23 protein-coding genes are annotated in these 23412 nt (G+C 50.6%); 7 read left to right on the plus strand and 16 right to left on the minus strand.

Features of this window, described 5'->3' with window-relative positions; all coding sequences use genetic code 11:
* Positions 1-524, plus strand: a 524-nt coding sequence (locus tag VFS25_RS15240) for a hypothetical protein (protein WP_326463024.1), incomplete at its 5' end; no start/stop codon positions are given.
* Between the two features lie 66 nt (positions 525-590).
* Here VFS25_RS15240 and VFS25_RS15245 read toward each other — a convergent pair.
* From VFS25_RS15245 to VFS25_RS15285, 9 genes are all read right to left on the minus strand, one after another.
* The gene (locus VFS25_RS15245) at positions 591-1208 is read right to left on the minus strand and encodes a DUF4230 domain-containing protein (RefSeq protein WP_326463025.1); all 618 of its coding nucleotides are present in this window, start codon (positions 1206-1208) and stop codon (positions 591-593) included.
* 274 nt (positions 1209-1482) lie between these two features.
* Positions 1483-2001 (minus strand): cupin domain-containing protein, encoded by a 519-nt coding sequence (locus tag VFS25_RS15250; protein ID WP_326463026.1) that lies wholly within the window; start codon positions 1999-2001, stop codon positions 1483-1485.
* A 52-nt stretch (positions 2002-2053) separates the two neighbouring features.
* A complete protein-coding gene (locus VFS25_RS15255; protein ID WP_326463027.1) occupies positions 2054-2494 on the minus strand; it encodes a GNAT family N-acetyltransferase in 441 nt (146 codons plus the stop codon).
* Positions 2495-2620: 126 nt separating this feature from the next.
* Positions 2621-3469, minus strand: a complete 849-nt coding sequence (locus VFS25_RS15260) for a helix-turn-helix domain-containing protein (protein WP_326463028.1) — start codon at positions 3467-3469, stop codon at positions 2621-2623.
* Between the two features lie 248 nt (positions 3470-3717).
* Positions 3718-6507, minus strand: coding sequence for an alpha/beta hydrolase family protein (locus VFS25_RS15265; RefSeq protein WP_326463029.1), 2790 nt, complete (start codon positions 6505-6507; stop codon positions 3718-3720).
* 69 nt (positions 6508-6576) lie between these two features.
* The gene (locus tag VFS25_RS15270) at positions 6577-7491 is read right to left on the minus strand and encodes a DMT family transporter (RefSeq protein ID WP_326463030.1); all 915 of its coding nucleotides are present in this window, start codon (positions 7489-7491) and stop codon (positions 6577-6579) included.
* Entirely contained in the window at positions 7492-8235 is a 744-nt protein-coding gene (locus tag VFS25_RS15275; RefSeq protein ID WP_326463031.1) for a polyprenol monophosphomannose synthase, read from the minus strand.
* Between the two features lie 73 nt (positions 8236-8308).
* A complete protein-coding gene (locus VFS25_RS15280) occupies positions 8309-9082 on the minus strand; it encodes a 3'-5' exonuclease (protein WP_326463032.1) in 774 nt (257 codons plus the stop codon).
* A gap of 124 nt (positions 9083-9206) precedes the next feature.
* Complete coding sequence (locus VFS25_RS15285) at positions 9207-10559, minus strand: UDP-N-acetylmuramate--L-alanine ligase (protein WP_326463033.1); 1353 nt, start codon at positions 10557-10559, stop codon at positions 9207-9209.
* Positions 10560-10904: 345 nt separating this feature from the next.
* On the opposite strand from VFS25_RS15285, the gene ytxJ reads away from it, so the two are divergent.
* Positions 10905-11231: a bacillithiol system redox-active protein YtxJ gene (gene ytxJ, locus VFS25_RS15290; protein WP_326463034.1), complete on the plus strand. Its 327-nt coding sequence runs from the start codon at positions 10905-10907 to the stop codon at positions 11229-11231.
* A gap of 256 nt (positions 11232-11487) precedes the next feature.
* On the opposite strand, the gene VFS25_RS15295 is transcribed toward ytxJ, so the two are convergent.
* On the minus strand, positions 11488-12093 hold the full coding sequence (locus VFS25_RS15295; RefSeq protein ID WP_326463035.1) for a glutathione peroxidase: 606 nt from the start codon (positions 12091-12093) through the stop codon (positions 11488-11490).
* 73 nt (positions 12094-12166) lie between these two features.
* Between VFS25_RS15295 and VFS25_RS15300 the strand changes: the two genes are divergently transcribed.
* Both VFS25_RS15300 and aroQ read left to right on the plus strand, forming a co-directional pair.
* The gene (locus tag VFS25_RS15300; protein WP_326463036.1) at positions 12167-12733 is read left to right on the plus strand and encodes a UbiX family flavin prenyltransferase; all 567 of its coding nucleotides are present in this window, start codon (positions 12167-12169) and stop codon (positions 12731-12733) included.
* A gap of 29 nt (positions 12734-12762) precedes the next feature.
* On the plus strand, positions 12763-13182 hold the full coding sequence (gene aroQ / locus VFS25_RS15305) for a type II 3-dehydroquinate dehydratase (RefSeq protein WP_326463037.1): 420 nt from the start codon (positions 12763-12765) through the stop codon (positions 13180-13182).
* A 75-nt stretch (positions 13183-13257) separates the two neighbouring features.
* Here the strand turns inward: aroQ and bioB are convergent, their stop codons facing one another.
* The 5 genes from bioB to VFS25_RS15330 all read right to left on the minus strand — a co-directional run bounded on the left by bioB (position 13258) and on the right by VFS25_RS15330 (position 18457).
* Positions 13258-14250 (minus strand): biotin synthase BioB, encoded by a 993-nt coding sequence (gene bioB, locus VFS25_RS15310; RefSeq protein WP_326463038.1) that lies wholly within the window; start codon positions 14248-14250, stop codon positions 13258-13260.
* Positions 14251-14367: 117 nt separating this feature from the next.
* Positions 14368-15465, minus strand: coding sequence for a M42 family metallopeptidase (locus tag VFS25_RS15315; protein ID WP_326463039.1), 1098 nt, complete (start codon positions 15463-15465; stop codon positions 14368-14370).
* A 55-nt stretch (positions 15466-15520) separates the two neighbouring features.
* A complete protein-coding gene (locus VFS25_RS15320; protein ID WP_326463040.1) occupies positions 15521-16363 on the minus strand; it encodes a UbiA family prenyltransferase in 843 nt (280 codons plus the stop codon).
* A 15-nt stretch (positions 16364-16378) separates the two neighbouring features.
* Positions 16379-17917: an acyl-CoA carboxylase subunit beta gene (locus VFS25_RS15325; protein WP_326463041.1), complete on the minus strand. Its 1539-nt coding sequence runs from the start codon at positions 17915-17917 to the stop codon at positions 16379-16381.
* 87 nt (positions 17918-18004) lie between these two features.
* On the minus strand, positions 18005-18457 hold the full coding sequence (locus VFS25_RS15330) for a hypothetical protein (protein WP_326463042.1): 453 nt from the start codon (positions 18455-18457) through the stop codon (positions 18005-18007).
* Positions 18458-18556: 99 nt separating this feature from the next.
* Here VFS25_RS15330 and VFS25_RS15335 point away from each other — a divergent pair, with 99 nt between their 5' ends.
* From VFS25_RS15335 to VFS25_RS15345, 3 genes are all read left to right on the plus strand, one after another.
* Positions 18557-19540 (plus strand): acyl transferase, encoded by a 984-nt coding sequence (locus VFS25_RS15335; RefSeq protein WP_326463043.1) that lies wholly within the window; start codon positions 18557-18559, stop codon positions 19538-19540.
* 59 nt (positions 19541-19599) lie between these two features.
* The gene (locus VFS25_RS15340; RefSeq protein ID WP_326463044.1) at positions 19600-20496 is read left to right on the plus strand and encodes a hypothetical protein; all 897 of its coding nucleotides are present in this window, start codon (positions 19600-19602) and stop codon (positions 20494-20496) included.
* Between the two features lie 172 nt (positions 20497-20668).
* Positions 20669-22219: a T9SS type B sorting domain-containing protein gene (locus VFS25_RS15345; RefSeq protein WP_326463045.1), complete on the plus strand. Its 1551-nt coding sequence runs from the start codon at positions 20669-20671 to the stop codon at positions 22217-22219.
* A 54-nt stretch (positions 22220-22273) separates the two neighbouring features.
* Here the strand turns inward: VFS25_RS15345 and VFS25_RS15350 are convergent, their stop codons facing one another.
* On the minus strand, positions 22274-23341 hold the full coding sequence (locus VFS25_RS15350; RefSeq protein ID WP_326463046.1) for an alpha/beta fold hydrolase: 1068 nt from the start codon (positions 23339-23341) through the stop codon (positions 22274-22276).
* Between the last annotated feature and the right edge of the window lie 71 nt (positions 23342-23412).

Here is a 23412-nt window from a genome sequence, read left to right on the forward strand (position 1 = left end):
AGTTTCCCAAAAGGCTTACCGCCATTAACATGGAGAAGCTACAATTATTATATGAGCAGATGATTGCCGATGATGAGCTGATGCAGGAGCTGGAAAGCATTATCCACTATGCCATGCGGAAAATGAACCGGACCATTAAAGACGGTACGGAGATCTACGAAATGGTGGAAGGCAGCTTGAACATTGCGCCGGTTGGCCTTATTCCGCTTGATACCCAGGAAGGCTACCTGTTCCTGTCCGACGGGCGCCACCGCGAAACCCTGGTGTATGAATACCGCCTTACCATATTTGAACGGCATGATGAAAAGTACCGGGGCATTCATACGCAGTATATCGACGCTTACCAGCGCGACCTGGTACACTCCTGCGAGCATATAAAAACCATCCTGATACGCCAGCGTAAAAAGCTGCCTAACCCTGCGGTGTACCGGGTAGATACGGAGCTTACGTTTCCCTTAAATGAAACGCTGCTGCCCATTGCCAAACGGTGTTTGGTGAAATACATTACCACTAATGCAGCTTAACGGTTACGAGCAGCGTAAACATCCGGGGCAGTCATCTGCACATCTGCATATTTGCACATCCGCACATCACCGCAGCTCCGGCGCGCTGCTGCCGTCATCAAATACAATTTCCAGCGTATGGTCCTGTAAAAAGGGCTGGTAATACCGGGTAATGATCTTTTTGATCTTGTCTTTGGATTGTTGCAGGTAAATGGCGTTGCCGGCCAGCTGCTCCCGGGAGGTCTGGTACAGCTTTTTCTGCACGGCGGTGTAGGTTTCATCATCCTGTGTAAGCAGCCAGCCTTTGCGGTTAGCGGTTTCCATTTTGTTTACCTTTAGCTCATAGCTCAGGAGGTGGGGAGCAGGCAGCTGCACGGTAATTTTTTTATCAGTAACGGACACACGGAAATTTTTTTCGTTCACATCTACCCCGTATTTAGCCAGGTAAGGAATAGATACCCAGATGGTATTTTCGAGGAACAGCTTTTTGAAGTTATCGGCCCAGCCGCCATCATGCTCCAGGTTGCTGCGTTTAATGCTGGCCACACCCTGTACTTCCAGGCTGGCCAGCTCGGCTATTTCCCTTACCATGGTGCTGTTGCTTAGCACCTGCTGGCTAACGGAGCGGCTGCCAAACTGCTTGCCCAGCCAGAATACCAGCAGTACGATAAGTGCAAAGCCCAGGAAGTATAAAAATCGTTTCATGAATGAATTACGAATTACGAATTACGAATTTGATTGTTAAGAACAAGGTATAAATTACAATTTTTTTAATTATGATCCCGCAAAGGCATGGCATGCATTCGCAGTAATTACGGACAGCGCTATTGTACAAAATTTTCGCATACCATTACAAGCCTACATGCCACACTGCCCTGCAGCCTCATTTTCCCCATTCGTAATTATGCGCTTCATAATAATTTTCAATGGTGCTTATGCACCGCTTTGCGGGGGCGTAATTGATTAATTCGTAATTGACTTACTCCAGCCGCGTTAGCGCAAGGATTAAGTCCTTATGCTGGGGGTACAGCGCCTGCAGCTTCCTGCGCCGGGCCAGCTCAAAATCCTCAAAATCAAAGCCTGGAGCCACTGTACAGCCTACCAGGGCAAAACCGGCGCCGGCATCCATGCGGGAGGCAAACCAGTTACCGGCAGTGATCACTACCTGCAGCTGTTCGCCCATGTGCAGGTTGCGGCCCAGCCTGTGTACCGTTAACCGGCCGCCGGTATCAATTTCGTATATACTTAACGGTTCGCCGTCGTAAAAATGCCAGATCTCATCGGCCATAATACGGTGAAAGGCCGAGAACTGGCCTGCTTCCAGTAAAAAGTAAATGCAGGTGGCGGCGTTACGGTTGCCTTTCATGCCAGGCGGCAGGGTTGACTTATGCAATATCCAGGAGGAGCGGTAAGTTTCACGGAAGGCGCCTCCTTCCACATGTGGTTGCAGCTGCAGGTGCTCCCGCCAATATTCGGCGGTTTTAAGGGTGGTAATCATCGGGTAATGGTTTTTCCTGTATCGGTTGCTTCGTTTATGAACGGATAGTTATTCATGTTTGGTAAGCCTGGTACACTTCCATAAATCTTTCCGGGTGCGGCAGCGGGGTAAAGCCATACTGCGCATACAACTGGTGGGCGTCGGCTGTAGCCAGCAGCCACCTTCTTAATCCCTGCAGTCCCGGGTGCGCCCGCATGGTTTGCACCAGCCATTTGGAAAGTCCCTGCCGGCGGCAGGCCGGTAAAATAAATACATCGGCTACCCAGGCAAAGGTAGCGTAATCCGTTACCACCCGTGCAAACCCTACCTGCTGCTGTTGTTCAAAAACGCCAAAGCACAGGGAATGTTGTATGGACCGTTCCACCGTTTGCCGGGGTATGCCTTTGGCCCAGTACGACTCGTTGCTAAGGAAATGATGTATCAGGTTTATGTTCAGCCTTTCAGGATCCGTGCTGATCGTATATACTCCCTTCTGTACTTGCAGGATTTCCATTCGCCAAATATTTGGGTTACAAAATAATAAACATCGGGAAAAGGAAGGGGGTATAAAAGCAAAAGGTAAAAAGTGAAAGGGGGACGCCGCCTTTTACTTTTTACCCTTTTGTGGATGATATATCGCTTACGCTACTGCAATACCGGTATTATGCACCGGCATTTGCGCTACTGCAGCGGTATTGTTGTTACTACCTAAAGTGCTGAAGAAAGAAGGCGTTTGCCCGTTAAAATACACATAATCCTGCTTCAGTACGGCTTCATTATAATACTGGGGGCCGGTTGCGGCGGCCGGTTGCCATTGCGGTGTGTTTACCTGCTGCAGCAGCTGCATGGCCTTTTTAAAGCGCAGCATGCGGGCATACAGTTTGGGCGGCAAACCTACCACTTCCAGGAACAGCCTTTCCAGGGTGGGCTTTGACAGCCGGAAACGGGCTGCCAGGTAAGCTATGTTCACATGACCGTCTTTTTCCTGCAGGTAGTTGGCTACCTGCTCAACCTCCTGCCTGTTGTAAGCCTGGTGCTGCATGGCATTGGCCAGGGCAGCGTCCAGCAGGGCCGGCAGCTGTGCGCTGTCTGTATCGGCCAGCTGTGTGGCCAGTGCCTGCCAGTTGGTATCGGGCAGCTTGGCCAGGTCGCGGTAATAGTTGCTGATAGCGTGCATGTTAATGCCCAGCATACGATAGCTGCCATAGGCATTCAGGTGCACCACTACCGCTTTTACCGGGCCTTTTACCTTTAGCTGGCTGGAGCAGGTGAAGTGCCCCACCACCGACATTTGCGGCAAAGTAAAAGCTGCATGCTGGCAAGGCTGGCAGCTTACTTCTCCCTGTTGCAGGAATACCATATACTGATCACCTAATGACAACAGGTTTTGCGGTAAATTAATCACCCCTGTAGTATCATCGTGCCAGTAGTAATAATGCTTTACATAAGGATGTAAGTTGGCTGCAGGACGATAGATATGGAAGTTCATAGGAAAAAATTTCTAAAGGTTATAGGAACATCTATCTGATTACTCTCCCGGAAAACTCAAAAAACCGCTTGTTGATGTAAATATAGGCAAAATATATTATGCAATGACAATAAATAATATTAATCTTTTTTGATATTCAATACCAGGCGTTTAGAAAAGATGCAGCAGCAAATAGCGGGTGGCAATAGGTTTTTCAATATAAGTGCCGCTATTTGCTACCTAAAACGTTTATTATGGAATAATATTATTTATGGATTACTATTACTTGTGTTCCATCCCCAGTTTACCCCTTTTTCTGTAGCCGGCACCCCGTGCAGCAGCCATTGCGGCGCAGGCGCTCCTTTCAGGAAGTGGTCAAAGAACTGCTGTTCCCGGCGCTGTATGTCTTTCCGGTTCTGCCGGTGCACCAGGTTATGCGCTTCGTTATTATAGTTCAGCAGCCATACGGGTTTGCCCAGGCGGCGCAGGCCCGTAAACAGTTCAATACCCTGGTACCAGGGCACCGCCCCATCTGCATCATTGGCCATTATGGCCAGGGGAGTGGTAACATTGGGCAAATGAAACAACGGCGAGTTTTCAATGTACAGCTCCGGCTTTTCCCACAGGGTAGCGCCAATACGGCTTTGGGTATGCTCATACTGGAACTGCCGGTTCATGCCGCTTTCCCAGCGTATGCCGCCGTAAGCGCTGGTCATATTGGCTACAGGCGCGCCGGCCCAGGCAGCCTTGAACAAATGGGTTTGCGTAACCAGGTAAGCCACCTGGTAGCCGCCCCAGCTTTGTCCCTGTATGCCTATGTTGGCGCTGTCTACCCAGCTATGCTGCGCCAGTGCGCGGGCGCCGCTTATCACATAATTGCAGGCGCTTTTGCCAGGGTGCCCGTTCTCGTAAATAATGTCCGGCGCAAATACCAGGTAGCCCCTGCTTACAAAAAAGGGAATGTTCAGGCGTGAGGGCGTAGGCGCGGGCGGTTGGTAGTTGTACAACCCGTCCGACAGCTTTTCATAAAAATAAATAAGCAACGGGTAGCGCCTGGTGCTGTCAAAATCCTCCGGCTTGTACAGGATGCCTTCTGCCGGCTGCCCGTTATAGGCCGTCCATTTGAACAGGGTGGCAGTGCCCCAGTTATAGTTTTGCTGCTGCGGGTTTATATGGCTTAGCTGCACGGCATTTTCAAAAGAGGGCTTTTTGCCGGAAAGCGTGGCTGCGTATACATCCGGCGGCAGCTGGTAGCTGCTTTTGGTGAAAATATAGCTTTCGGCATGCTTTGCTTTTTCCGGCAGCAGGTAAGCATAAGGCCCCATAGCCAGCTGCTGCAGCGCGCCGTTCTTCAGCTGCAGGCGGTAAAAGCCGTTGTACTTGGTAGTTTCATTGAAGCTGGTGAGCAGCAGGTACTGGCCTTTTGTAAAAAAGCGTTCATCCTTATCCAGCTTCAGGTAGCGGAAGCGCGTTTTTTCCTGCCGTCCGGTACCATGGGTAAGGTTTACAGGCAACTGTTTTCCTGAAGGGTCCACCTGCCAGATGTCATAACGGTCATATATATACGCATATTTATCATCTTCCAGCCAGCCGGCTACACCGTAGGTGTCCGGCTCATCGGGGTGGTCATCTACCTCATCATACATGGCGGCAGGTATGTTTGCGGTTATGTTGCGTATGGCGCCGCTGTTTACCTGGAAGGCGAACCAGTGCCTGGCCGCACGGTCGTACCAGTACAGGTACTGCCCTTGGGGAGACATGTAAAAATCGCCGTCCAGTTTTTCCTTTACCAGGCGGCGGGCGCCGGTAGCGATGTTCAGCAGCCACGCGGTTTTCAGCGTACGGCCGGTCCATTGCATGGCAATTCGTTCGCCTTTATCCGTATAGCCCAGGGCGTTAGTGCTGTTACCCTCACCGGCCAGCACCACGGTTTCCAGGTTTCTGTCGCCCAGCTGCAACACCTTTTGCGTAGCGGGATCATATACCGCCTGGTAGCTTCTTTTCAGCTCCCGCTGCAGGTTCCGGAGCTGCATGGGCTGCAGGTAATCATCCTGGTAGTTCCAGATGTCTACCCTGGCTACTTCAAAATCAACCAGGCTGGTATCTTTCGGGGGGCGTACGGGCGCAGTGCCAAAGAACAGGCGCTGCCCGTTTTCGCTGAACATTATTTTGGCGCTGTCCGCCACGCTCCACCCGGCGGGCAGGCCGGCAGTGCGCCGGCTTACGGCAATAATGGCGCTGTCCTGCCCCGGTTTATAGTAGTATAGCTGGTAAATGCGCTGCAGCGCTTTGGCGCTGTCAGTTGTACCAACCCAGGCGGCCTGCTGCCCTTTATCATCAAAGGTCAGCAGCTTGCGTTCGCCATTGCCGCGGCTCAGTGTATCGGCCCGGCGGGCGGCTATATCCCACAGCAGCACTCCTGCCCTGGAAAGCGAATCATTTTTGGCAGTGGTAATTTCGGCCAACAGCTTGTTACCTGGTTTGCTTAACGCATAGTCCAGCACATGCTGCAGGGTATCTTCCTGTCCGCTGGCCAGGTGGCGTATAATAAGCGGCGTGCCGGCAGTGCTGTCTTTACTGTGCTGCGGCCTTTCCAGCAGGTAAGCCAGCACGCCGCTGCCTTTTTCGGGTGTTTTGAATGATTTTACCATGGGCGCTTTCCACAGCTGCCACTGCGCCAGGTTTACAATGCCCAGGGAATCTTTGGGCATTTCAGCGTTTTTTTTCTTTTTGATCTTTGCCTGCCGTAGCGCTTTAAACAGGGGTTCAATGGAAAAAATCACGTAGCCATTATCTGCCGTTATCACAGGCTTGCTGCCCCGCGGCACTTCCATGCTGCGGCGCGTTTTGTTATCATATATGCGCAGGCGGGCATCGCCTTCCTGCGGGGTTATGGTGTATACAATCCATTGCCCGTTATTGCTGATGGCTTTTGTGCCAATACTTTCCCAGCTGTCGTACACGCTGTGGTTCAAGGGCGGTTTAGATAGTGGTTGTTGCTGTGCATAGGTAACCAGCGACAGACCGGTTAGGGCTGCACCTATGATAGTAGTTCTCATAACAGCAAAATACTGGAAAACGCGCAGTGATGGAAACAGAAATGGAGGAATGGCTACCGCGGTCTTACCTTACTCGGGCCTTATCGGGTTGGCCGACAATTGTTTTTCCAGCCGGTGCTGGCGCAGCACCCGCATCATTTGCAGCAGCACCGACAGCATTATGCAAAGCAGGCCCACGTAAAAAGTCCACCCCAGGTATTTGTTTTCTTCAAACAGCAAAAAGGCCAGCAGTATGCTGTACACCGGCTCCAGGTTAAAGCAGAGGTTTACGGTAAAGGCAGATATTTTTTTGAGGGAACTTAAGTTAAGGGCATACAGCCATATGGTACAGGCCCAGGAAAGCGCCAGCAGGTAAAATGCATCCTGCCAGGAGGGCAGCAGGGAGGTAACCGGGGGAGTGGTTTGTGACAGGTATACCGGCAGCAGCAGCGTAATGAACAAAGTGCCTGCCATTACCTCATAAAACCCCAGGGTATAGGTATCAAAACGTTTTACCAGGCGCTTGTTAAACACCGTGAACAGCGCGGCAAAACCGGAAGATATAATGCCCAGTATAATACCGGTGCGGTACGATGTATTAAAGTGGAAAATAAGCAGTATGCCGCATAGTGTAAGCAGGCTTAATAACAGCTCTGCCGCATCAAACCGGCGGCGGTTAATAAGCGGGTCAAACAGGGCGGTAAATAAGCTGGTAAGTGAAAAGCATACTACACCTATTGATACGTTGGCGTATTTAATGCTGCCGTAAAAAAATACCCAGTGCAGGCCAATGATGGCGCCGTTGCTGCCAATGATCAGCACATCCCGGAAGGGAACTTTTTTGAGCATACCACGCCAAAGGAAAATAACAAGCAGGGTAACTGCGGTAATAAACAACCGGTACCAGGTAAGCAAGCCTTCGTTCAGGGAGATCAGCTTTCCCAGGATGCCGGTGAACCCGGCCAGGAAAACAGAGAGGTGCAGCTGCAGAAATGCTTTTTTCATTTATCGGGTGGTATGGCGGCGTTCATAACGCCGGAAAAGGCTTTGCGCCTGTATTTTCAGCACGCCCAGGATGCCTTCTTTCACAATACCTTTGCTCATTTTGGAGTAGCCCTCCCTGCGGTCGCGGAAGGTAATGGGTACCTCCTGCAGCTTAAAGCCCAGCTTCCAGGCGGTGAACTTCATTTCTATCTGGAAAGCATAGCCTACAAACTGTATGGCATCCAGGTTAATGGCTTCCAGCACGGCACGGCGGTAGCAAACAAAGCCTGCAGTGGCGTCCCGTACCGGCATCCAGGTAATAATGCCTACATAAATAGAGGCGCCGTAAGAGAGCACGGCACGATCCCAGGGCCAGTTTTCCGTACGGCCGCCTTTTACATAGCGGGATCCTACGGCCACATCCGCCCCGTTTTTTGCGCAGGCGTCGTACAGGCGCACCAGGTCTTTGGGATTATGGGAAAAGTCGGCATCCATTTCAAAAATATACTCATAACCCCTGGCTATGGCCCATTTAAAGCCATGAATGTAAGCAGTGCCCAGGCCCTGCTTGCCGCTTCTTTCTTCCAGGAAAAGTGTGGCGGGGTATTGCTGCTGCAGTTGCTTAACAATATTGCCGGTACCATCAGGTGAACCGTCGTCTATTATGAGTACATGAAAATCCTGCTGCAAGGAAAATACAGCGTCAATGATCTTTTGGATATTATCCTTTTCATTGTACGTAGGTATTATGACAAGCTTTTCCAATCAGCGAACAGCGTTTTTGTGGACTGCGAAAATAGTATAATCACGCCGCAAGATAGGGCGTTCCTGAAAAATATTACATTTTTTTTAACATCATACTATGATAAATTTCCGTCAGTTTCTGCTTGGTGTTCAGCGGAAAATCAGCCTTCATCATCCAGTCGTAGTACTGCGGTTCCATCTTCAGCACTTCCTTTACAGGGCGGCCTTTGTATTTGCCGAAGTTGAACACTTCTGTGCCGTTTTGCATGACCATACGGCGGGCAAAATCAATATACTCCTCTTCCTTGGTAAACTCTGCCAGCCCGTCCACATCGGACTGCAGGGTTTCATAGCGGTTCAGCTGCGCTTCCAGTATCTCAAAGGTGGCCAGCGCATCGGCTTCTGCGCTATGTGCATTTTCCAGCTGTTTATCGCAATAGAACTTATAGGCGGCGCTCAGGGTGCGCTTTTCCATAAGGTGAAAGATCTTCTGTACATCAATGAACCGGCGGTGCGATACATCAAATTCCAGCCCCGCGCGCAAAAACTCCTCTACCAGCATGGGTATATCAAAGCGGTTGGAGTTATACCCGGCAATATCGCAGTTATCCAGGAACTGGCGCAGCTCATTGGCCATTTGCTTAAAGGTATGGCAATCCTTTACATGATCGTCTGTAATACCATGAATAGCGGTGCTGGACGCGGGGATGGGGCATTCCGGGTTTACGCGTCTTACCTTGGACTGGGTAGATTTGTCCGGGAATACTTTTACAATGGCAATTTCGATAATGCGGTCTGTGGCTATGTTAGTGCCCGTAGTTTCCAGGTCAATAACAGCCAGGGGCCTTTTTAGTTGTAAAGTGGACATCTGAGAAATTTGATGATCTTAGTTTTATGAGTGTTTTGTAGTATGATGTAAGAAGTAAGATACTCACATTATGTGAATACTTATACCTCCTGTTGCTTATTGCTTACTTGCTGCTTTCCGCCGCTTACTGCAGGTATTTCGTCAACGAATGTACGTTCATTCCTTCATAATCGCCGGAGCTCATCATCAGCAGGTTGGTTTCCCTGTACTGTTGTGCATCCAGGAAAGCCTCCAGCTGTGCGCGCTGGTTGAATACATGCAGGTTTTGGCGGCCAAAGCCTGCTGCTATCTGATCCGGCTGCAGCGCGGGCATGCGTTTGATTTCCAGGGCATGCCGGCTGTAAAATACAACGGCTTCGTCGGCTGCATCCATGGCGCCCTGGTACTGGTTTAAGAAGCCGGCATTCAGGCTGCTGTAGGTATGCAGCTCCAGCACGGCTATCAGCCTCCGGTTGGGGTACTGGTGCTTCAGCGCCTGTATGGTAGCCTTTACTTTAGAGGGGGCATGGGCAAAGTCGCGGTAAATGGCGCACTGCTCATTTTTACCTACCAGCTCCAGCCTTTTTGCAGCACCTTTAAAAGTGGCAATAGACGGTAAAAAGGCATCATCGTCAATACCCAGCTCATTGCATACCAGGCGGGCGGCGTGCAGGTTCAGCAGGTTGTGCTCTCCAAACACCTGCAGGTCTGCAAAGCCTTCCTCAAAGTATACGCGGGTTACGCCGTTGCGGATCATGTGAATGGGCAGGGTGTAAGGCACCAGCTTCAGGTGGCGGCCTTCCCTGGCTACCAGGCCGCCCAGCATCTCATCTGTACTGTTGTAGATGAGGGTATGGCCGGCTTCCATTTGCCGGATGAAAATGGCAAACTGTTCCAGGTAAATATCAAAAGTGGGGAATACGTTAATGTGGTCCCAGGCAATACCGCTTAATACCGCTATATGCGGGTGCAGGAAGTGGAACTTGGGCCGCTTTTCTATTACCGAAGCCGGGTATTCATCGCCTTCACATACGATGAGCGGCGCATCCGTAATATTCACCGACTGGGCAAAGCCCTCCAGGCGGGCGCCTACCAGGTAGTCAAACTCTTTTTGCTGTGCCTGCAGCACGTGCATGATCATGGCGGTGATGGTGGTTTTACCATGGCTGCCGCCTATTACCACCCGCTTTTTCTGCAGGCTTTCCTGGTAAATATATTCCGGGAAGGAATATATTTTAAGGCCCAGCTCCTGCGCGCGCTGCAGCTCGGGGTTATCGGCGCGGGCATGCATACCCAGTATTACAGCGTCCAGGTCGGGGGTAATGCGGGCTGCATCCCAGCCCATAGATCCCGGTAAAATCCCTACCTTTGCCAGGTTGCCGAGTGCCGGTTCAAAAATTTCATCGTCGCTGCCTGTTACCTGGTAGCCTTTATGGTGCAATGCAATGGCCAGCTGATGCATAACGCTGCCGCCAATAGCAATAAAGTGAACTTTCATAATCGGACAGTAGGAGTTTGGAAACAGGATTTATTCACTGTGTAATGACAATCAGGTTTAAATCACTGCGCACACATCTTGTTGTTTTTTTTAATATATTTTTTATATTTGCAAAGTAACGTCACAAAGGACGATTAAAAAAGATTTTATACGCTTTCCCTATGATTTTTCGTTTATTCAATAAATTTCCCACCATGAGATTTCATGCTAAATTGTTGGGCGTTGCCGGCCTTATTGGTATCTTTGCAATTTTATTTTCTTCGTGTGCAACGCATCAAAAGCTTGGGTGCCCGATGAAAATATCCAAGACGGCGCCGGCACAAAAAAGTAAGGAGTGTTAAGAAAATGAACTGGAAAACGCTTGACAGCGCATCACAACTAGAACAAATTAAAGCAGCATCGGCACAGCAGCCGGTGGTAATTTTTAAGCACAGCACCCGCTGTGCCATCAGTGCAATGGTAAAGTCCCGGCTGGAACGGGCCGAAGCCCCCGGAAATGTGGACTTTTACTACCTGGATCTGATCAGACATCGCGATATTTCCAACAAGATTGCAACCGACTATGCCGTGGAGCATGAATCACCCCAGGTATTGTTGATCCGTAACGGGGAATGTGTGTATGACGAAAGCCATAACGGCATTTCAATGGATGAGCTCAGGGACGTAATATAATTGCAGATTACGGCCGCGCTAAAAGGGGCAATACCTGTTCCGCTTTGCAGGAAGCGCCGGGCTGCCTCCAGGTGAGCATATTGCAACTTTAGAGGTAGAATAATCTTTACAGGCATTCATGTGTGCTGCTATAGTGTAGTGTGCATGAATGCTTTTTTATTGAGCAGGGAATAGCTTTGCTGCCCGCTGCTATTTAATACCGGCGTTCGTATGCTTTTGTACCCATGAAAGGTTTATCCCCGCCGCCGGAATAGCATCAATCGTTTGTGGTCTTTTTTATACTAGCGTTTAGTTGATCCATAACGGCTTCCGGCGTTATTGCGGGGCCAAAATAATACAGCAGCTTACCCGATGCGCTTACCAGGTATTTGCTGAAATTCCATTCCGGGGCCTGGCTGTTCCAGCCGTTTGCCTGCGCATCGGACAGCCAGCGGAACACCTGGTTCTGCTGCGGCCCTTTTACCACGCTGCTTTTGGCCGCCAGCATAAAAGTAACTCCATAATTAACCTGGCAAAACGCGGCAATCTCCTGGTCCGAACCCTTTTCCTGCTGCTGGAAATCATTAGCCGGGAAGCCGATGATCACCAGCTCAGGATGTTGTTCCTGCAGCTTTTGCAATTGGGCATACTGCCCGGTAAAACCGCAGTCTGATGCGGTGTTCACCAGCAACAGCGTTTTGCCATTAAATTGCTTCATAGGCACTACATCGCCCCGGTTATTTACGATGGTAAGTGATGTAAAGGGCACTGATGGGTGTTTGCCGGCTTTGTTGAACAATATCTTATTTCTGCTGCCAAACAAACGGGAGAGGCGCATGAAGAGCGGGTATATTTTTTTCAGGAAAGATTGTCTGCCTGTCATAATAAGGTGTTTATGGCCGGTGATGCTTGTCTAATGTTCAAATTTCCTAGTTTTGCGCTATATATACAAAAGAATGAAGCATCGTATAGTAGTAGCTGTTACCGGCGCCAGCGGCTCCATTTATGCCCGTCAGCTGCTGCACAAGCTGCAGGCGGCCGCAGCGCAGGTAGATACCGTGGCGGTGGTGATGACGGAGAATGCCAAAACCGTATGGGAAACAGAGCTGGGGGATAAAGGATATGCGCAGCTGCCTTTTCGCTTTTACACCCAGCAGGATTTTCATGCACCTTTTGCCAGCGGTTCCGGGCGATTTAACACGGTGATCATTTGTCCCTGCTCCATGGGAACGCTGGGCCGCATTGCTACCGGCGTTTCCAACGACCTTATTACCCGTGCGGCGGATGTAGTGCTGAAAGAACGCCGCAAGCTGATATGCGTAGTGCGGGAAACCCCTTATAACCTGGTGCACCTGCGCAATATGGTAACCTTAACAGAGGCCGGCGGCATCATTTGCCCGGCCACCCCCTCTTTTTACAGCCGGCCTTCCACGCTGGAAGCCGTAGCCGCTACTGTTACCGACCGTGTGCTGGACCTGGCCGGCATTGAGCAGCAAACGTACAGGTGGGGAGGCGGGGAGTAATTCATTATTAAGTAATTCGTATTTGACATATGCGTATAGTTATCATCAACGGGCCTAACCTGAACCTGCTTGGAAAGCGGGAGCCTGGTATTTACGGCAGCGAAAGTTTTGAAGCTTATTTTACCACTTTGCAGGCGCAGTACCCTGCGGTGGAGTTTAATTATTTCCAGAGCAATGTAGAGGGCGAGATCATTAACCAGCTGCATGCGGAGGGCTTTAGCGCCGACGGTATTCTGCTTAACGCCGGCGGCTATACGCATACTTCTGTAGCCATACGCGATGCCATTGCAGCTATTAAAACGCCGGTTATTGAAGTGCACATCAGCAACGTATATGCCCGGGAAGAGTTCCGCCATACCTCAATGATAGCGCCTAAATGCGTGGGCAGCATTTGTGGCCTGGGCATGAAAGGCTACAGGCTGGGAGTAGAATATTTTTTACAGCAGTAATAACTGCCATGTATAAACGTAAAGAGCGCCCGTACAGGCGCTCTTTTGTTATTTGTACTTTTAGTCATGACGGTTTTAACAGGCAGCAGCTGTTTCTTTTTCATCTTTGAAGGCTTCGCGGGGTTTTAATCCCAGCAGCTGAAACATCAGGTTGTCCTCTTCAAAAGACGGGTTTTTGGTGGTCAGCAGCTTTTCGCCGGTAAAGATGGAGTTGGCGCCTGCCATAAAGCACAGGGCCTGCTCTGAAATGCTCATTTCCGCACGGCCGGCGCTCAGGCGTACCATGGCGCCCGGCATCAGGATGCGGGTGGTGGCAATCATGCGCACCATATCCCAGAATTCTACTTTAGGCATATGCTCCAGCGGCGTGCCTTTTATGCGGGTAAGCGCATTAATAGGCACAGACTCGGGGTGCTGAGGAAGATTGCTGAGGGTGTGCAGCATTTTTATGCGGTCTTCATGGCTTTCACCCAGGCCTATAATACCGCCGCAGCATACGCTTACGCCGGCCTTGCGCACGTTATCCAGCGTTTCCAGGCGGTCGTCGTAGGTGCGGGTGGTAATGATCTCGCCGTAATATTCATCGGAAGTATCAAGGTTATGGTTGTAGGCATATAAGCCGGCATCGGCCAGTTTCTTCGCCTGCTCTTCGGTAAGCATGCCCAGTGTGCAGCATACTTCCATACCCAGCTCGTTTACGCCTTTTACCATATCCAGCACCCGGTCAAAGTCGCGGTTATCGCGTACTTCGCGCCAGGCGGCGCCCATGCAAAAGCGGGTAGAGCCGGCATCTTTTGCCTTGCGGGCATATTCCAGCACGGTATCTTTCTGCAGCAGGCCATGCACTTTAATATCAGTCTGGTAACGGGCTGCCTGCGGGCAATAGGCGCAGTCCTCGGTACAGCCGCCGGTTTTAATAGACAGCAGCGTACAAACCTGTACTTCTGCCGTGTCCTGGTACTGGCGGTGAATGCTGGCAGCGCGGAACACCAGTTCCAGCAGCGGTGTATTATAGATAGCTTTTATTTCTTCAATGGTCCAATCATGGCGAATCTGCACATCTTGCATAAGTATATTATTTAATAGGAAGCAAACGTACGGAAAAAAAGCTAAAAGCTCAAAGTATAAAGCCTAAAGCACTGAAAGTCATACGGCGGCATTCCACGTTAAGCATTCAGTTTCCCTTTACAAATACCTGAAATTCGTCTTGGGCGTAATATTCAGCAGCGTATGGTAAATAAGCATGATAGTGTTCTCAATATCCTCCTTCTTCACCATTTCTACTGTAGTATGCATATACCGCAGCGGCAGGCTGATAAGCGCTGAGGGCGTGCCGTCATTGGAGTAGGCAAAGGCGTCTGTATCTGTGCCGGTGCTGCGGCTTACCGCGTGGCGCTGGAACGGAATGTCGTGCTTCTCCGCGGTTTTTATGATCAGGTCACGGAGAATGTTGTGCACGGCAGGGCCGTAGGTAATGCTGGGGCCATTGCCGCAGCGGATCTCACCTTCTACATTCTTGTTGATCATAGGAGTGGTGGAGTCGTGCGTTACATCCGTAATAATGGCCACATTGGGCTTAATGCGTTTGGCGATCATTTCTGCGCCCCGCAGCCCAACCTCTTCCTGCACGGCATTTACAATGTACAGGCCAAAGGGCAGCTGCTGTTTGTTCTCTTTCAGCAGGCGGGCCACTTCCGCTATCATAAAGCCGCCAATGCGGTTGTCAATGGCGCGGCATATCAGGTAATTATAGTTCAGCTCTTCAAAGCCGTCTTCAAAAGTTATTACGCAGCCTACGTGAATGCCCAGGTCTTCCACCTCTTTTTTACTGCGGGCGCCGCAATCCAGGAAAATGTTATCCACTTTAGGCTGTGGTTCTTTATCCGGGTTGCGGTTGCGGGTGTGGATGGCCGGCCAGCCGAATACCGCTTTTACAATGCCTTTTTCCGTATGTATGTTCACCCGTTTAGAGGGCGCTATCTGCTGATCAGAGCCGCCGTTGCGGATCACGTAAATCAAACCTTCTGCGGAAATATAGTTTACAAACCACGAGATCTCGTCTGCATGTGCTTCTATTACTACTTTAAAGGGAGCATCCGGGTTAATGATACCTACGGCCGAGCCATATGCATCTACGATCTGCTCGTCAATATAGGGTTGCACGTATTGCAGCCACAATTTCTGGCCTTCCTTCTCAAACCCGGTAGGAGAGGGGTTATTGAGGTAGTTTCTCAGAAAGGTCATTGAGTCTTTAGTTAGTACGGTTTTTTGTTTTTTCGCCATGATCTGCATGATTATCCGGCAAAAATAGGAAAATACCGCCAGTGGGTAGCGGCTTTTAATGATTTAGGCTAATGAGCAGGTGCAGCAGGGCCGATAACATCATGAGCCCGTCCAGCACGAAATAGTACATATAGTCGGAACGGTTATGCCGGGCATTGCGGGTAAGCAGGCCTGTAACCACCACCGGCACCAGCAGCGTGGCTACTGCCACCGGTGTTGTAAAAGGCCATAGCAACAGTGCGCACAGGGCCGCCATCAGCAGGGCTATATAGTATATCCAGAATAATTGCCGGTCCGACAGGATAGTGATCAGGCTGCGGATGCCTTCCTTTTTATCGGACTCTACATCGCGGTAATCGAACAGGATGCAAATGGCATATATCAGGAAAAAGCGGTGCAGCGTAAGCAATATAGCAGCCGGCGTAATGGGGGCGCCGGCAATGAACACAGGCAGCGGGGTAGATACATACGTCCATACAAAAGTGAGGAACAGCGTTTTACCTACTGCTATGGTGCGCAGCCATACAAACAGGCGGTACGGCAGCTTGGGAGCCGAGTACAGGAAGGTAAGCATGGCAGCGCCGGCCAGCGGCAGCCAGTGCTGCTTCAGCTGCCAGAAGAACACCAGCGCGCCTATTGCGCCTATAGCGCAAAATGCCAGCTGCATAGTACGGTGCCGGGCGCCCCACAGGATGCGCTGTGAGGTAGAATACTCTGCCGGCGTTAAATACCAGTGAAAATTATAGCTGCAGATGGTGGAAAAAAATACAAAGGCATTATACGTAAAGTAGTCGTAATGCAGGTTCAGCACGGTGTTGGTTTGCCATACCATTAACACGGCGCACAGCGAGATATAGATGGAGCTGAAAAGTAAGAAATTGAATATCGATCGTAACATAAAAAGAGGCGCTCATTAGAGCGGTATATTCCCGTGTTTTTTACGGGGCATGTTCACCACTTTGTTCTCCAGCATTTTAAAGCCTTTCATTAGTTTAATACGCGTTTGGTCCGGTATAATCACTTCATCAATATATCCTTTTTCCGCTGCCAGGTAGGGATTGGCGAACCGTTCTGTATAATCTGCTACCAGCGCATTCATACGTGCCTCCGGGTCAGGGGCTGCATCTATTTCCTTTTTATAGATGATCTCTACCGCGCCTTTGGGCCCCATTACCGCTATCTCTGCCTGCGGAAAAGCAAAGTTAAGATCTGCGCCAATATGTTTGGAGTTCATTACGCAGTATGCGCCGCCGTATGCTTTGCGGGTGGTAACTGTTATTTTGGGTACGGTGGCTTCGCTTAGCGCATACAGCAGCTTGGCGCCGTTGGTAATAATGGCGTTCCATTCCTGGTCGGTGCCTGGTAAAAAGCCCGGCACATCTACCAGCACCAGCAGGGGAATGTTAAACGCATCGCAGAAGCGGGTAAAGCGCGCGCCTTTTACAGATGCATGTATGTCCAGCACGCCGGCCAGGTGTGCCGGCTGGTTTGCTACAATGCCTATGCTGCGGCCGCCTATGAGCGCAAAGCCCACAATAATGTTCTCTGCAAAATCGCGGTGCACTTCAAAAAAGCTATCTGTGTCTGTTACCTGCGCAATCACCTCCTTCATATCATACGGCTGGTTGGGATGCCCGGGTATAATGCTGTTCAGCGCTTCCCTGGTTTCCGTTGCACGCTCGTAAGGGTACACCGGCGCAGCTTCCTCGCAGTTCTGCGGTATATAGCTTAACAGGCGTTTGATGTATTGAATGCATTCTACTTCATTGCTGCAGGCAAAATGGGTAACACCGCTTTTGGTGGCATGCGTTTGCGCGCCGCCCAGCTCCTCTGCGGTTACCTCTTCATGCGTAACGGTTTTTACCACGTTAGGCCCGGTTACAAACATGTAGGAGGTTTGTTCCACCATCATTATAAAATCTGTAATGGCCGGCGAGTATACGGCGCCGCCTGCGCAGGGGCCCATAACAGCGGATATTTGTGGTATTACGCCGGAGGCGCGGGTGTTACGGTAAAAAATGTCGGCATAACCGCCCAGGCTTACCACGCCTTCCTGTATGCGGGCACCGCCGCTGTCGTTCAGCCCTATTACGGGTGCGCCGTTCTCCATAGCCAGGTCCATGATCTTGCAGATCTTGCGGGCATGCGGTTCAGACAAGCTGCCCCCGTATACGGTAAAGTCCTGTGAAAATACATATACCAGCCGGCCGTTTATGGTGCCGTAGCCGGTAACCACACCATCGCCCAGGAACTGCTCCTGGTCGGCGGTAAGGCCGCGGTTACGGTTGGCCACCAGCATGTCCAGCTCCTCAAAAGAGCCTTCATCCATCAGCAGCTGCAGCCTTTCGCGGGCAGTAAGCTTTCCTTTCTTATGTTGGGATGCGATGCGGGTTTCGCCGCCGCCCAGGGCAGCTTCCGCTATCTTACTATGTAATTGTGCAGTTTTGTCCATGTGCGTAAATGAGGGGTAAAGCTAAAAAAATAAAAGGACTCCTGTAAAAAGGAATCCTTTCATAATATCATACTCATTATCGGGTAACTATTCTTTTATGATGCCCAGCTTGGGGGTGGTAATCGTATCGCTGCTATGCCCTTCATCATCCATAATAAAAACCTGCAGGCGCAGGCTGTCTGGTTTTACAAATGGATCATATATCTTAAAATCAGAGCCCTGCAGGTTGTAAATTACTTCCGCATCTACCTTGCTGCCTTTATGCGCGCCAATATCCGGCATTTGCCTGGCTTCAAAAACAGTATCGTTCAGGGTAGTAGGGTCGCTGTCTAAAATAATGCGGAAATTAAACGTGTTCTGAATATCCCCGTCGCCGTCGGTTACCTGGAAAGCAGCGTCAAAATCAGATGTCAGGCTGTCAATATAAGGAATAGAATAAGACTTGAAGGTTATCGTTGGCTTGGTACCTGATGCACTGTCTTTTGAACAGGCCGTGAAAATCAGGGAAACTGCCGCAGATAATAAAAGTATTTTCTTCATAAAACAAACGTACGTTAATTATTTTATATTAATAACGCGTTTTACATGCCTTTTGTTACCCCGGCGGCCGTAACTTTGTGCGGTTTTTAAAAGTGACAGATGAACAACCAGGCACCGGTACCCGATTTTAATATGCAGGCGGCAGACCTGACCCCTGCCGCGCTGGAAATGTTCCGCTACCAGTACCGGTATAATGCCCTGTACAGGGCGTATACAGATGCCCTGCATATACAGCCGCAGGCAGTGCAGGCCCTTACCGATATTCCCTTTTTACCCATACAGTTTTTCAAAACCCATGATGTGGTTTGCGGGCAGTTTCAGCCTGAGCTGGTGTTTGAAAGCAGCGGCACCACGCAAACGGTTAACAGCCGGCACCTGGTGAAAGATGCCGGCATGTATGAGCGCAGCTTTATAACCGCCTTTGAGCAGTTTTACGGCCCGGTAACCGATTATGTGGTAGTAGGCCTGCTGCCCTCCTACCTGGAGCGGCAGCACTCGTCCCTGGTGGTAATGGTGCAGGAAATGATACGCCGCAGCGGCCATGCCGGCAGCGGCTTTTACCTGTACGAGCATGAAAAGCTGTATGCCCAGCTGCAGGAAATGGAAGCCCTTGGACAAAAGGTGCTGCTGATAGGCGTTACTTTTGGCCTGCTGGATTTTGCTGAAAAATACCGCCTTTCACTACAGCATACCATTGTAATGGAAACCGGCGGTATGAAAGGCCGGCGGGAGGAGTGGACACGGGAACAGGTACACGCCTTTTTAAAGGACCGGCTGGGCGTAACCGCGGTGCATTCAGAATATGGTATGACGGAGCTGCTTTCCCAGGCATATGCTTACCGTAACGGCATTTTTAATACCCCGCCCTGGATGAAAGTGCTGCTGCGCGATGAAAATGACCCCTTTCAGCTGTTTACTGCAGCTGCAGCCGGCGTAATAAACGTAATAGACCTGGCCAACGTATATTCGTGCGCGTTCATTGCCACTGAAGATATTGGCAGGCTGCACGCAGATGGCAGCTTTGAAGTGCTGGGCCGCCTGGATAACTCGGCGTTGCGCGGCTGCAGCCTGATGGTGGGGTGAGAGAATGATTTTACATTTAATATTTTCATAATTCGTATCTTGCAGGCTGAAATACGCCTATGAAAAAGCCGCTATTATTGTTGATATGGGCAGCCCTGTATTGTATTCCTGTGCAGGCCCAGTGGTTAAAGAAAATGACCGATAAAATAAAAGGCAATAACAATACTACCGAAACAGCTGCAGGCACGGAAAATACCCATGCAAAACCGGGAGAGGATGGAGAAGGCGATCCGCTAAAAGCAGCTGCCATACCAACAAGCGGCCCCTCCCTGGTGATTGGCGGCGACGACTCCGTAACCATCGATTCCAGCTATGAGTTTGATGTGGCCGTGTACCAGGAAACTACCGCCCTGCAGGGTAACCAGGTAGTAACAGACGGCGGGCAGGATATTATTATCTATTACAGCAGCAAGTCCCCGCAGTTCAGCATACAAATGACCAGCAAAAGCACCGCTGCCCGTTACCAGTTTTTTGTTGATTTTGAACATGAAGCCGTGTTAAGCATCACCGCCGTTAATAAAATAGCCAGCGGCGACAAACAAAAGCTGAACCTCGAAACCATGGAGCCGGTGTTTCCCGGCGAAACCGGTTACCTGAGCCAGCTTATAAAAACCGGCGCCAAAAAAGTGATTGCAGGCGTAGCCTGCGAAGAGTACACCGCGCAAAACCTGAAAAACGACCCGCGGGTAAATGACCGCGGCACCAACCGGTCGCTTATTACCGCACACGTGTGGATTCCCCAGGAGCCGCATACGCTGTTTCATGCCTATGGCTTAATCCCCGACAAGTATAAGATACAGATTGAAAAAATGCGCATTGAAGGTTCCTATGCGCCGGTAGTACTGCCCCTGGAAATGTATCTCGACTATGGCAATGGCGACCGCGTATATACCACTACCTCAGAAATTATTACCGGCGAGCCGCGCAAGGTGAACATCATGGATGTGATCCGGTGAGGATGCGTTTTACATTTTATTTGTACTTTTAGCGATTTATTTCCCATATTTAGCGCGAGAACACAACATTCAAAAGAAGGACGGCAGGGCCGTCAGTAACCATATTACCTGAGCATTTGCTGTTGTCAGCAATAATAAACGCGTCCTGCGTAAAGAGGGCCTACCAATCTTTATGGAAAAACGTAACCTATGCACCATTGTGTGGCTGTTCCTGTTGCTTACCGGTATTACCTTGCAACTACATGCGCAGCATATACCGCTGCGAAATCCATCGCTGGAGGGTACGCCCTCCGGGAAAAATGCCATACCGCATAGCTGGTATAAAATATCCGGTACGCCCGATGTGCAGCCCGGCATGTTCAGCGTAACCCTGCCGCCGGCTAACGGGCAGCATTTTACAGGCATGCACAGCGGGCCGGAGATCATGGAAGGTATTGCGCAGGAGCTGCAAAACCCTGTGAAAGCCGGGTTACAATACACCTTTTCTTTTAAGCTGGCCTTTGTAACGGTTTACTCCTTTTACACCTGCTACGGCAACCTGGCTGTTTTTGGCGGCAACAGCCCAAAAGATACGGCAGAGCTGTTATGGTCATCCGGGCCTTTTACACACCAGCAATGGAAGTCGTATACCGCGGTGTTTACCCCACATAAGGATTATAAGTACATTTCACTGTGGGCATATCCCACGCTGCCCTGCCACAAAAGCAAAATAGGAGTGGCAGTGCTTATAGATGATTTGTCAAAGGAGCTGCAGCAAACCGTAACGGCAACTGTACGCAGCACCCCTTCCTGCAATAACAGCAATACCGGCACCGCGTCTGTAACAATTACCGGCGGACAGGCGCCGTATGAATACACCTGGAGTCCTGGCAATTATAAAACCGCCGTCATCCGGCAGGTGCCTCCGGGCACTTACCAGGTAACGGTAAAAGCGGCCAACGGGGTGCAGGTGCAAAAGCAGGTAACGGTAAAAAGCTCAACACTGGATGCAGCAGTAAATGTGGCTACCTCCTCCTGTTATTACGATAACAAAAACCGTATTAACGTTAGTGCCAGCGGCGGTGTGCCGCCTTATATATATTCCCTGAACGGTGACTCGTCCCATGCGCCGCTGTTTGACCATGTGCCGCCGGGGCAGTACCGCCTGGTGGTGCAGGATAAACAGGTATGCGCCGATACCTTTGCCCTGCATGTGCAGCCGCCCCCGCCGCTGTTGGTACAGGTAACCGTGGTGCCGCCCAGCTGCAGCGCTACCGGTAACGGGCAGCTGATACCGCATGTGCAGGGCGGCGGCAGGCCGCCGTTTGCCTACCGGCTCAACGAAGGGCCGTGGCAGGCCGACAGTGTGTTCAGCAACCTGCCGGCAGGCAACTATTATTATGAAGTAAAGGACCAGGGAGCGTGCAGTGTAAGCGGTACCGTAACAATTACCTCAACTTATAATAACTGCACCCTGATAATGCCTACAGCGTTTAGTCCTAATGGTGATGGAAATAATGATGTGTTCCGGCCAAAGGTATATGATAATATAAGCCGGTACCACATCCGCATTTTTAACCGGTGGGGCGCGGTGATCTATGACGGTAATAACTGGCAAACCGGGTGGGATGGTACTTATAAAGGTGCGCCGCAGGACCAGCAAACTTATATTTATATATGCACCTATGTAGATGGGCGGCATCGCCCGCAGGAGCTTAAAGGTACCGTTACTTTGGTTCGATGATTTTTTTCTACATTCTGGGGCAGTCACAGCAATAAATTCCCCGCCCGCCTTTTATCAGTTTTTCAGTAGGATTCGCAGGTAGTTATTCCATATGGCAGGTAACGAGTTGGTGCCATGCCCGGAGGTGAGGGGGCTGGTGGGTATTAATATGTACCTGCCCCTGGGAACTTTTTTGATTTCCCGTTCCATGATGCCAAGCTCCGGCGGATTGATCTCGTCATCCGCAGAATTTACTGCAAATACCGTGGCTTTTATTTTTGACAGGTAAGGGGCGGGGTTATAATTGCGGGAAGCTTCCAGCGCATAAATCACATCATTGGCGTCCAGGCTGCGAAGGTTGCCGGCTTTTATCCTGGCGGCCAGGGTATCGGCCTTCGCCCGTGTAGGGGCGCTTTCCTGCAGGTGATAAGGGCTGCTGTTCATGAAAAAGAAGGAGGAGATGGCGCCGGTAAGGCCCAGCACAGGCTGCGAAGCATAGTTGCCCTGGTTCCAGGCAGGGTCCATTTCAATCAGATCAATAGCCATTTTACGCATAATGCGGTTGCGGCCTGCAATTTCGGTGGGCAGGCTGGCCAGGGGCATCAGCGCATCAACAAAATCGGGATAAGTATACCCCCATATCCAGGCATGCATGGCGCCCATGGAGGTGCCCAGTATCAGGCGCAGGTGGTTAATGCCCAGGTGCCGGGTAAGCAGCAGGTGCTGTGCTTTCACCATGTCATCATAAGTATATTTCGGGAACTGCATACGCAGGCCGTCACTGGGTTTGCCGGACCCGCCATGCCCTATGCCGTCTGCCAGTATAATAAAGTATTTGGCGGCATCCAGCGGCTGGCCGGGGCCAAACAGCTGGCCGGCAAATTGCCGGCCCAGGAAGTTACGGGCGGCCGCGCAGGTGCCGTGCAGTATAAGCACTGCATTTTTTACCACGCCGTTCCTGTCTTTTTGCGGAGTGCCTATGGTATAATAGTGCAGGCGCAGGCTGTCCAGCTGTTCGCCGTTTTCAAACTGAAAATGGGTGGCGGTATAAGTGTCTTCAGCAGGGGCAGGGTAGTTGCGCTGTGCGGCGGCAGGTAAGGAGAAATAGAGCAGCAGGGCTGCCAGCAGGCTTTTAAGTGGCATATTGTATTATCCGGTGAGCTCCCAAAATAGTACATATTTTCTTTATATGCCAGCTACCGGTAAATGCAGGT

It is taken from the genome of Chitinophaga sp. (genome assembly GCF_035761305.1).
Classification (GTDB): Bacteria; Bacteroidota; Bacteroidia; order Chitinophagales; family Chitinophagaceae; genus Chitinophaga.

Excerpts from the sequence above, each read along its gene's own strand:
- VFS25_RS15295 (WP_326463035.1), bottom strand. The coding sequence starts at position 12,093 with ATGACAGGCAGACAATCTTTCCTGAAAAAAATATACCCGCTCTTCATG.
- VFS25_RS15350 (WP_326463046.1), bottom strand. The coding sequence starts at position 23,341 with ATGCCACTTAAAAGCCTGCTGGCAGCCCTGCTGCTCTATTTCTCCTTA.
- VFS25_RS15245 (WP_326463025.1), bottom strand. The coding sequence starts at position 1,208 with ATGAAACGATTTTTATACTTCCTGGGCTTTGCACTTATCGTACTGCTG.
- VFS25_RS15280 (WP_326463032.1), bottom strand. The coding sequence starts at position 9,082 with ATGTCCACTTTACAACTAAAAAGGCCCCTGGCTGTTATTGACCTGGAA.
- VFS25_RS15255 (WP_326463027.1), bottom strand. The coding sequence starts at position 2,494 with ATGGAAATCCTGCAAGTACAGAAGGGAGTATATACGATCAGCACGGAT.
- VFS25_RS15325 (WP_326463041.1), bottom strand. The coding sequence starts at position 17,917 with ATGGACAAAACTGCACAATTACATAGTAAGATAGCGGAAGCTGCCCTG.
- VFS25_RS15320 (WP_326463040.1), bottom strand. The coding sequence starts at position 16,363 with ATGTTACGATCGATATTCAATTTCTTACTTTTCAGCTCCATCTATATC.
- VFS25_RS15315 (WP_326463039.1), bottom strand. The coding sequence starts at position 15,465 with ATGGCGAAAAAACAAAAAACCGTACTAACTAAAGACTCAATGACCTTT.
- bioB (WP_326463038.1), bottom strand. The coding sequence starts at position 14,250 with ATGCAAGATGTGCAGATTCGCCATGATTGGACCATTGAAGAAATAAAA.
- VFS25_RS15265 (WP_326463029.1), bottom strand. The coding sequence starts at position 6,507 with ATGAGAACTACTATCATAGGTGCAGCCCTAACCGGTCTGTCGCTGGTT.
- VFS25_RS15250 (WP_326463026.1), bottom strand. The coding sequence starts at position 2,001 with ATGATTACCACCCTTAAAACCGCCGAATATTGGCGGGAGCACCTGCAG.
- VFS25_RS15345 (WP_326463045.1), top strand. The coding sequence starts at position 20,669 with ATGGAAAAACGTAACCTATGCACCATTGTGTGGCTGTTCCTGTTGCTT.
- VFS25_RS15330 (WP_326463042.1), bottom strand. The coding sequence starts at position 18,457 with ATGAAGAAAATACTTTTATTATCTGCGGCAGTTTCCCTGATTTTCACG.
- VFS25_RS15340 (WP_326463044.1), top strand. The coding sequence starts at position 19,600 with ATGAAAAAGCCGCTATTATTGTTGATATGGGCAGCCCTGTATTGTATT.
- VFS25_RS15300 (WP_326463036.1), top strand. The coding sequence starts at position 12,167 with ATGAAGCATCGTATAGTAGTAGCTGTTACCGGCGCCAGCGGCTCCATT.
- aroQ (WP_326463037.1), top strand. The coding sequence starts at position 12,763 with ATGCGTATAGTTATCATCAACGGGCCTAACCTGAACCTGCTTGGAAAG.
- ytxJ (WP_326463034.1), top strand. The coding sequence starts at position 10,905 with ATGAACTGGAAAACGCTTGACAGCGCATCACAACTAGAACAAATTAAA.
- VFS25_RS15285 (WP_326463033.1), bottom strand. The coding sequence starts at position 10,559 with ATGAAAGTTCACTTTATTGCTATTGGCGGCAGCGTTATGCATCAGCTG.
- VFS25_RS15260 (WP_326463028.1), bottom strand. The coding sequence starts at position 3,469 with ATGAACTTCCATATCTATCGTCCTGCAGCCAACTTACATCCTTATGTA.
- VFS25_RS15270 (WP_326463030.1), bottom strand. The coding sequence starts at position 7,491 with ATGAAAAAAGCATTTCTGCAGCTGCACCTCTCTGTTTTCCTGGCCGGG.
- VFS25_RS15335 (WP_326463043.1), top strand. The coding sequence starts at position 18,557 with ATGAACAACCAGGCACCGGTACCCGATTTTAATATGCAGGCGGCAGAC.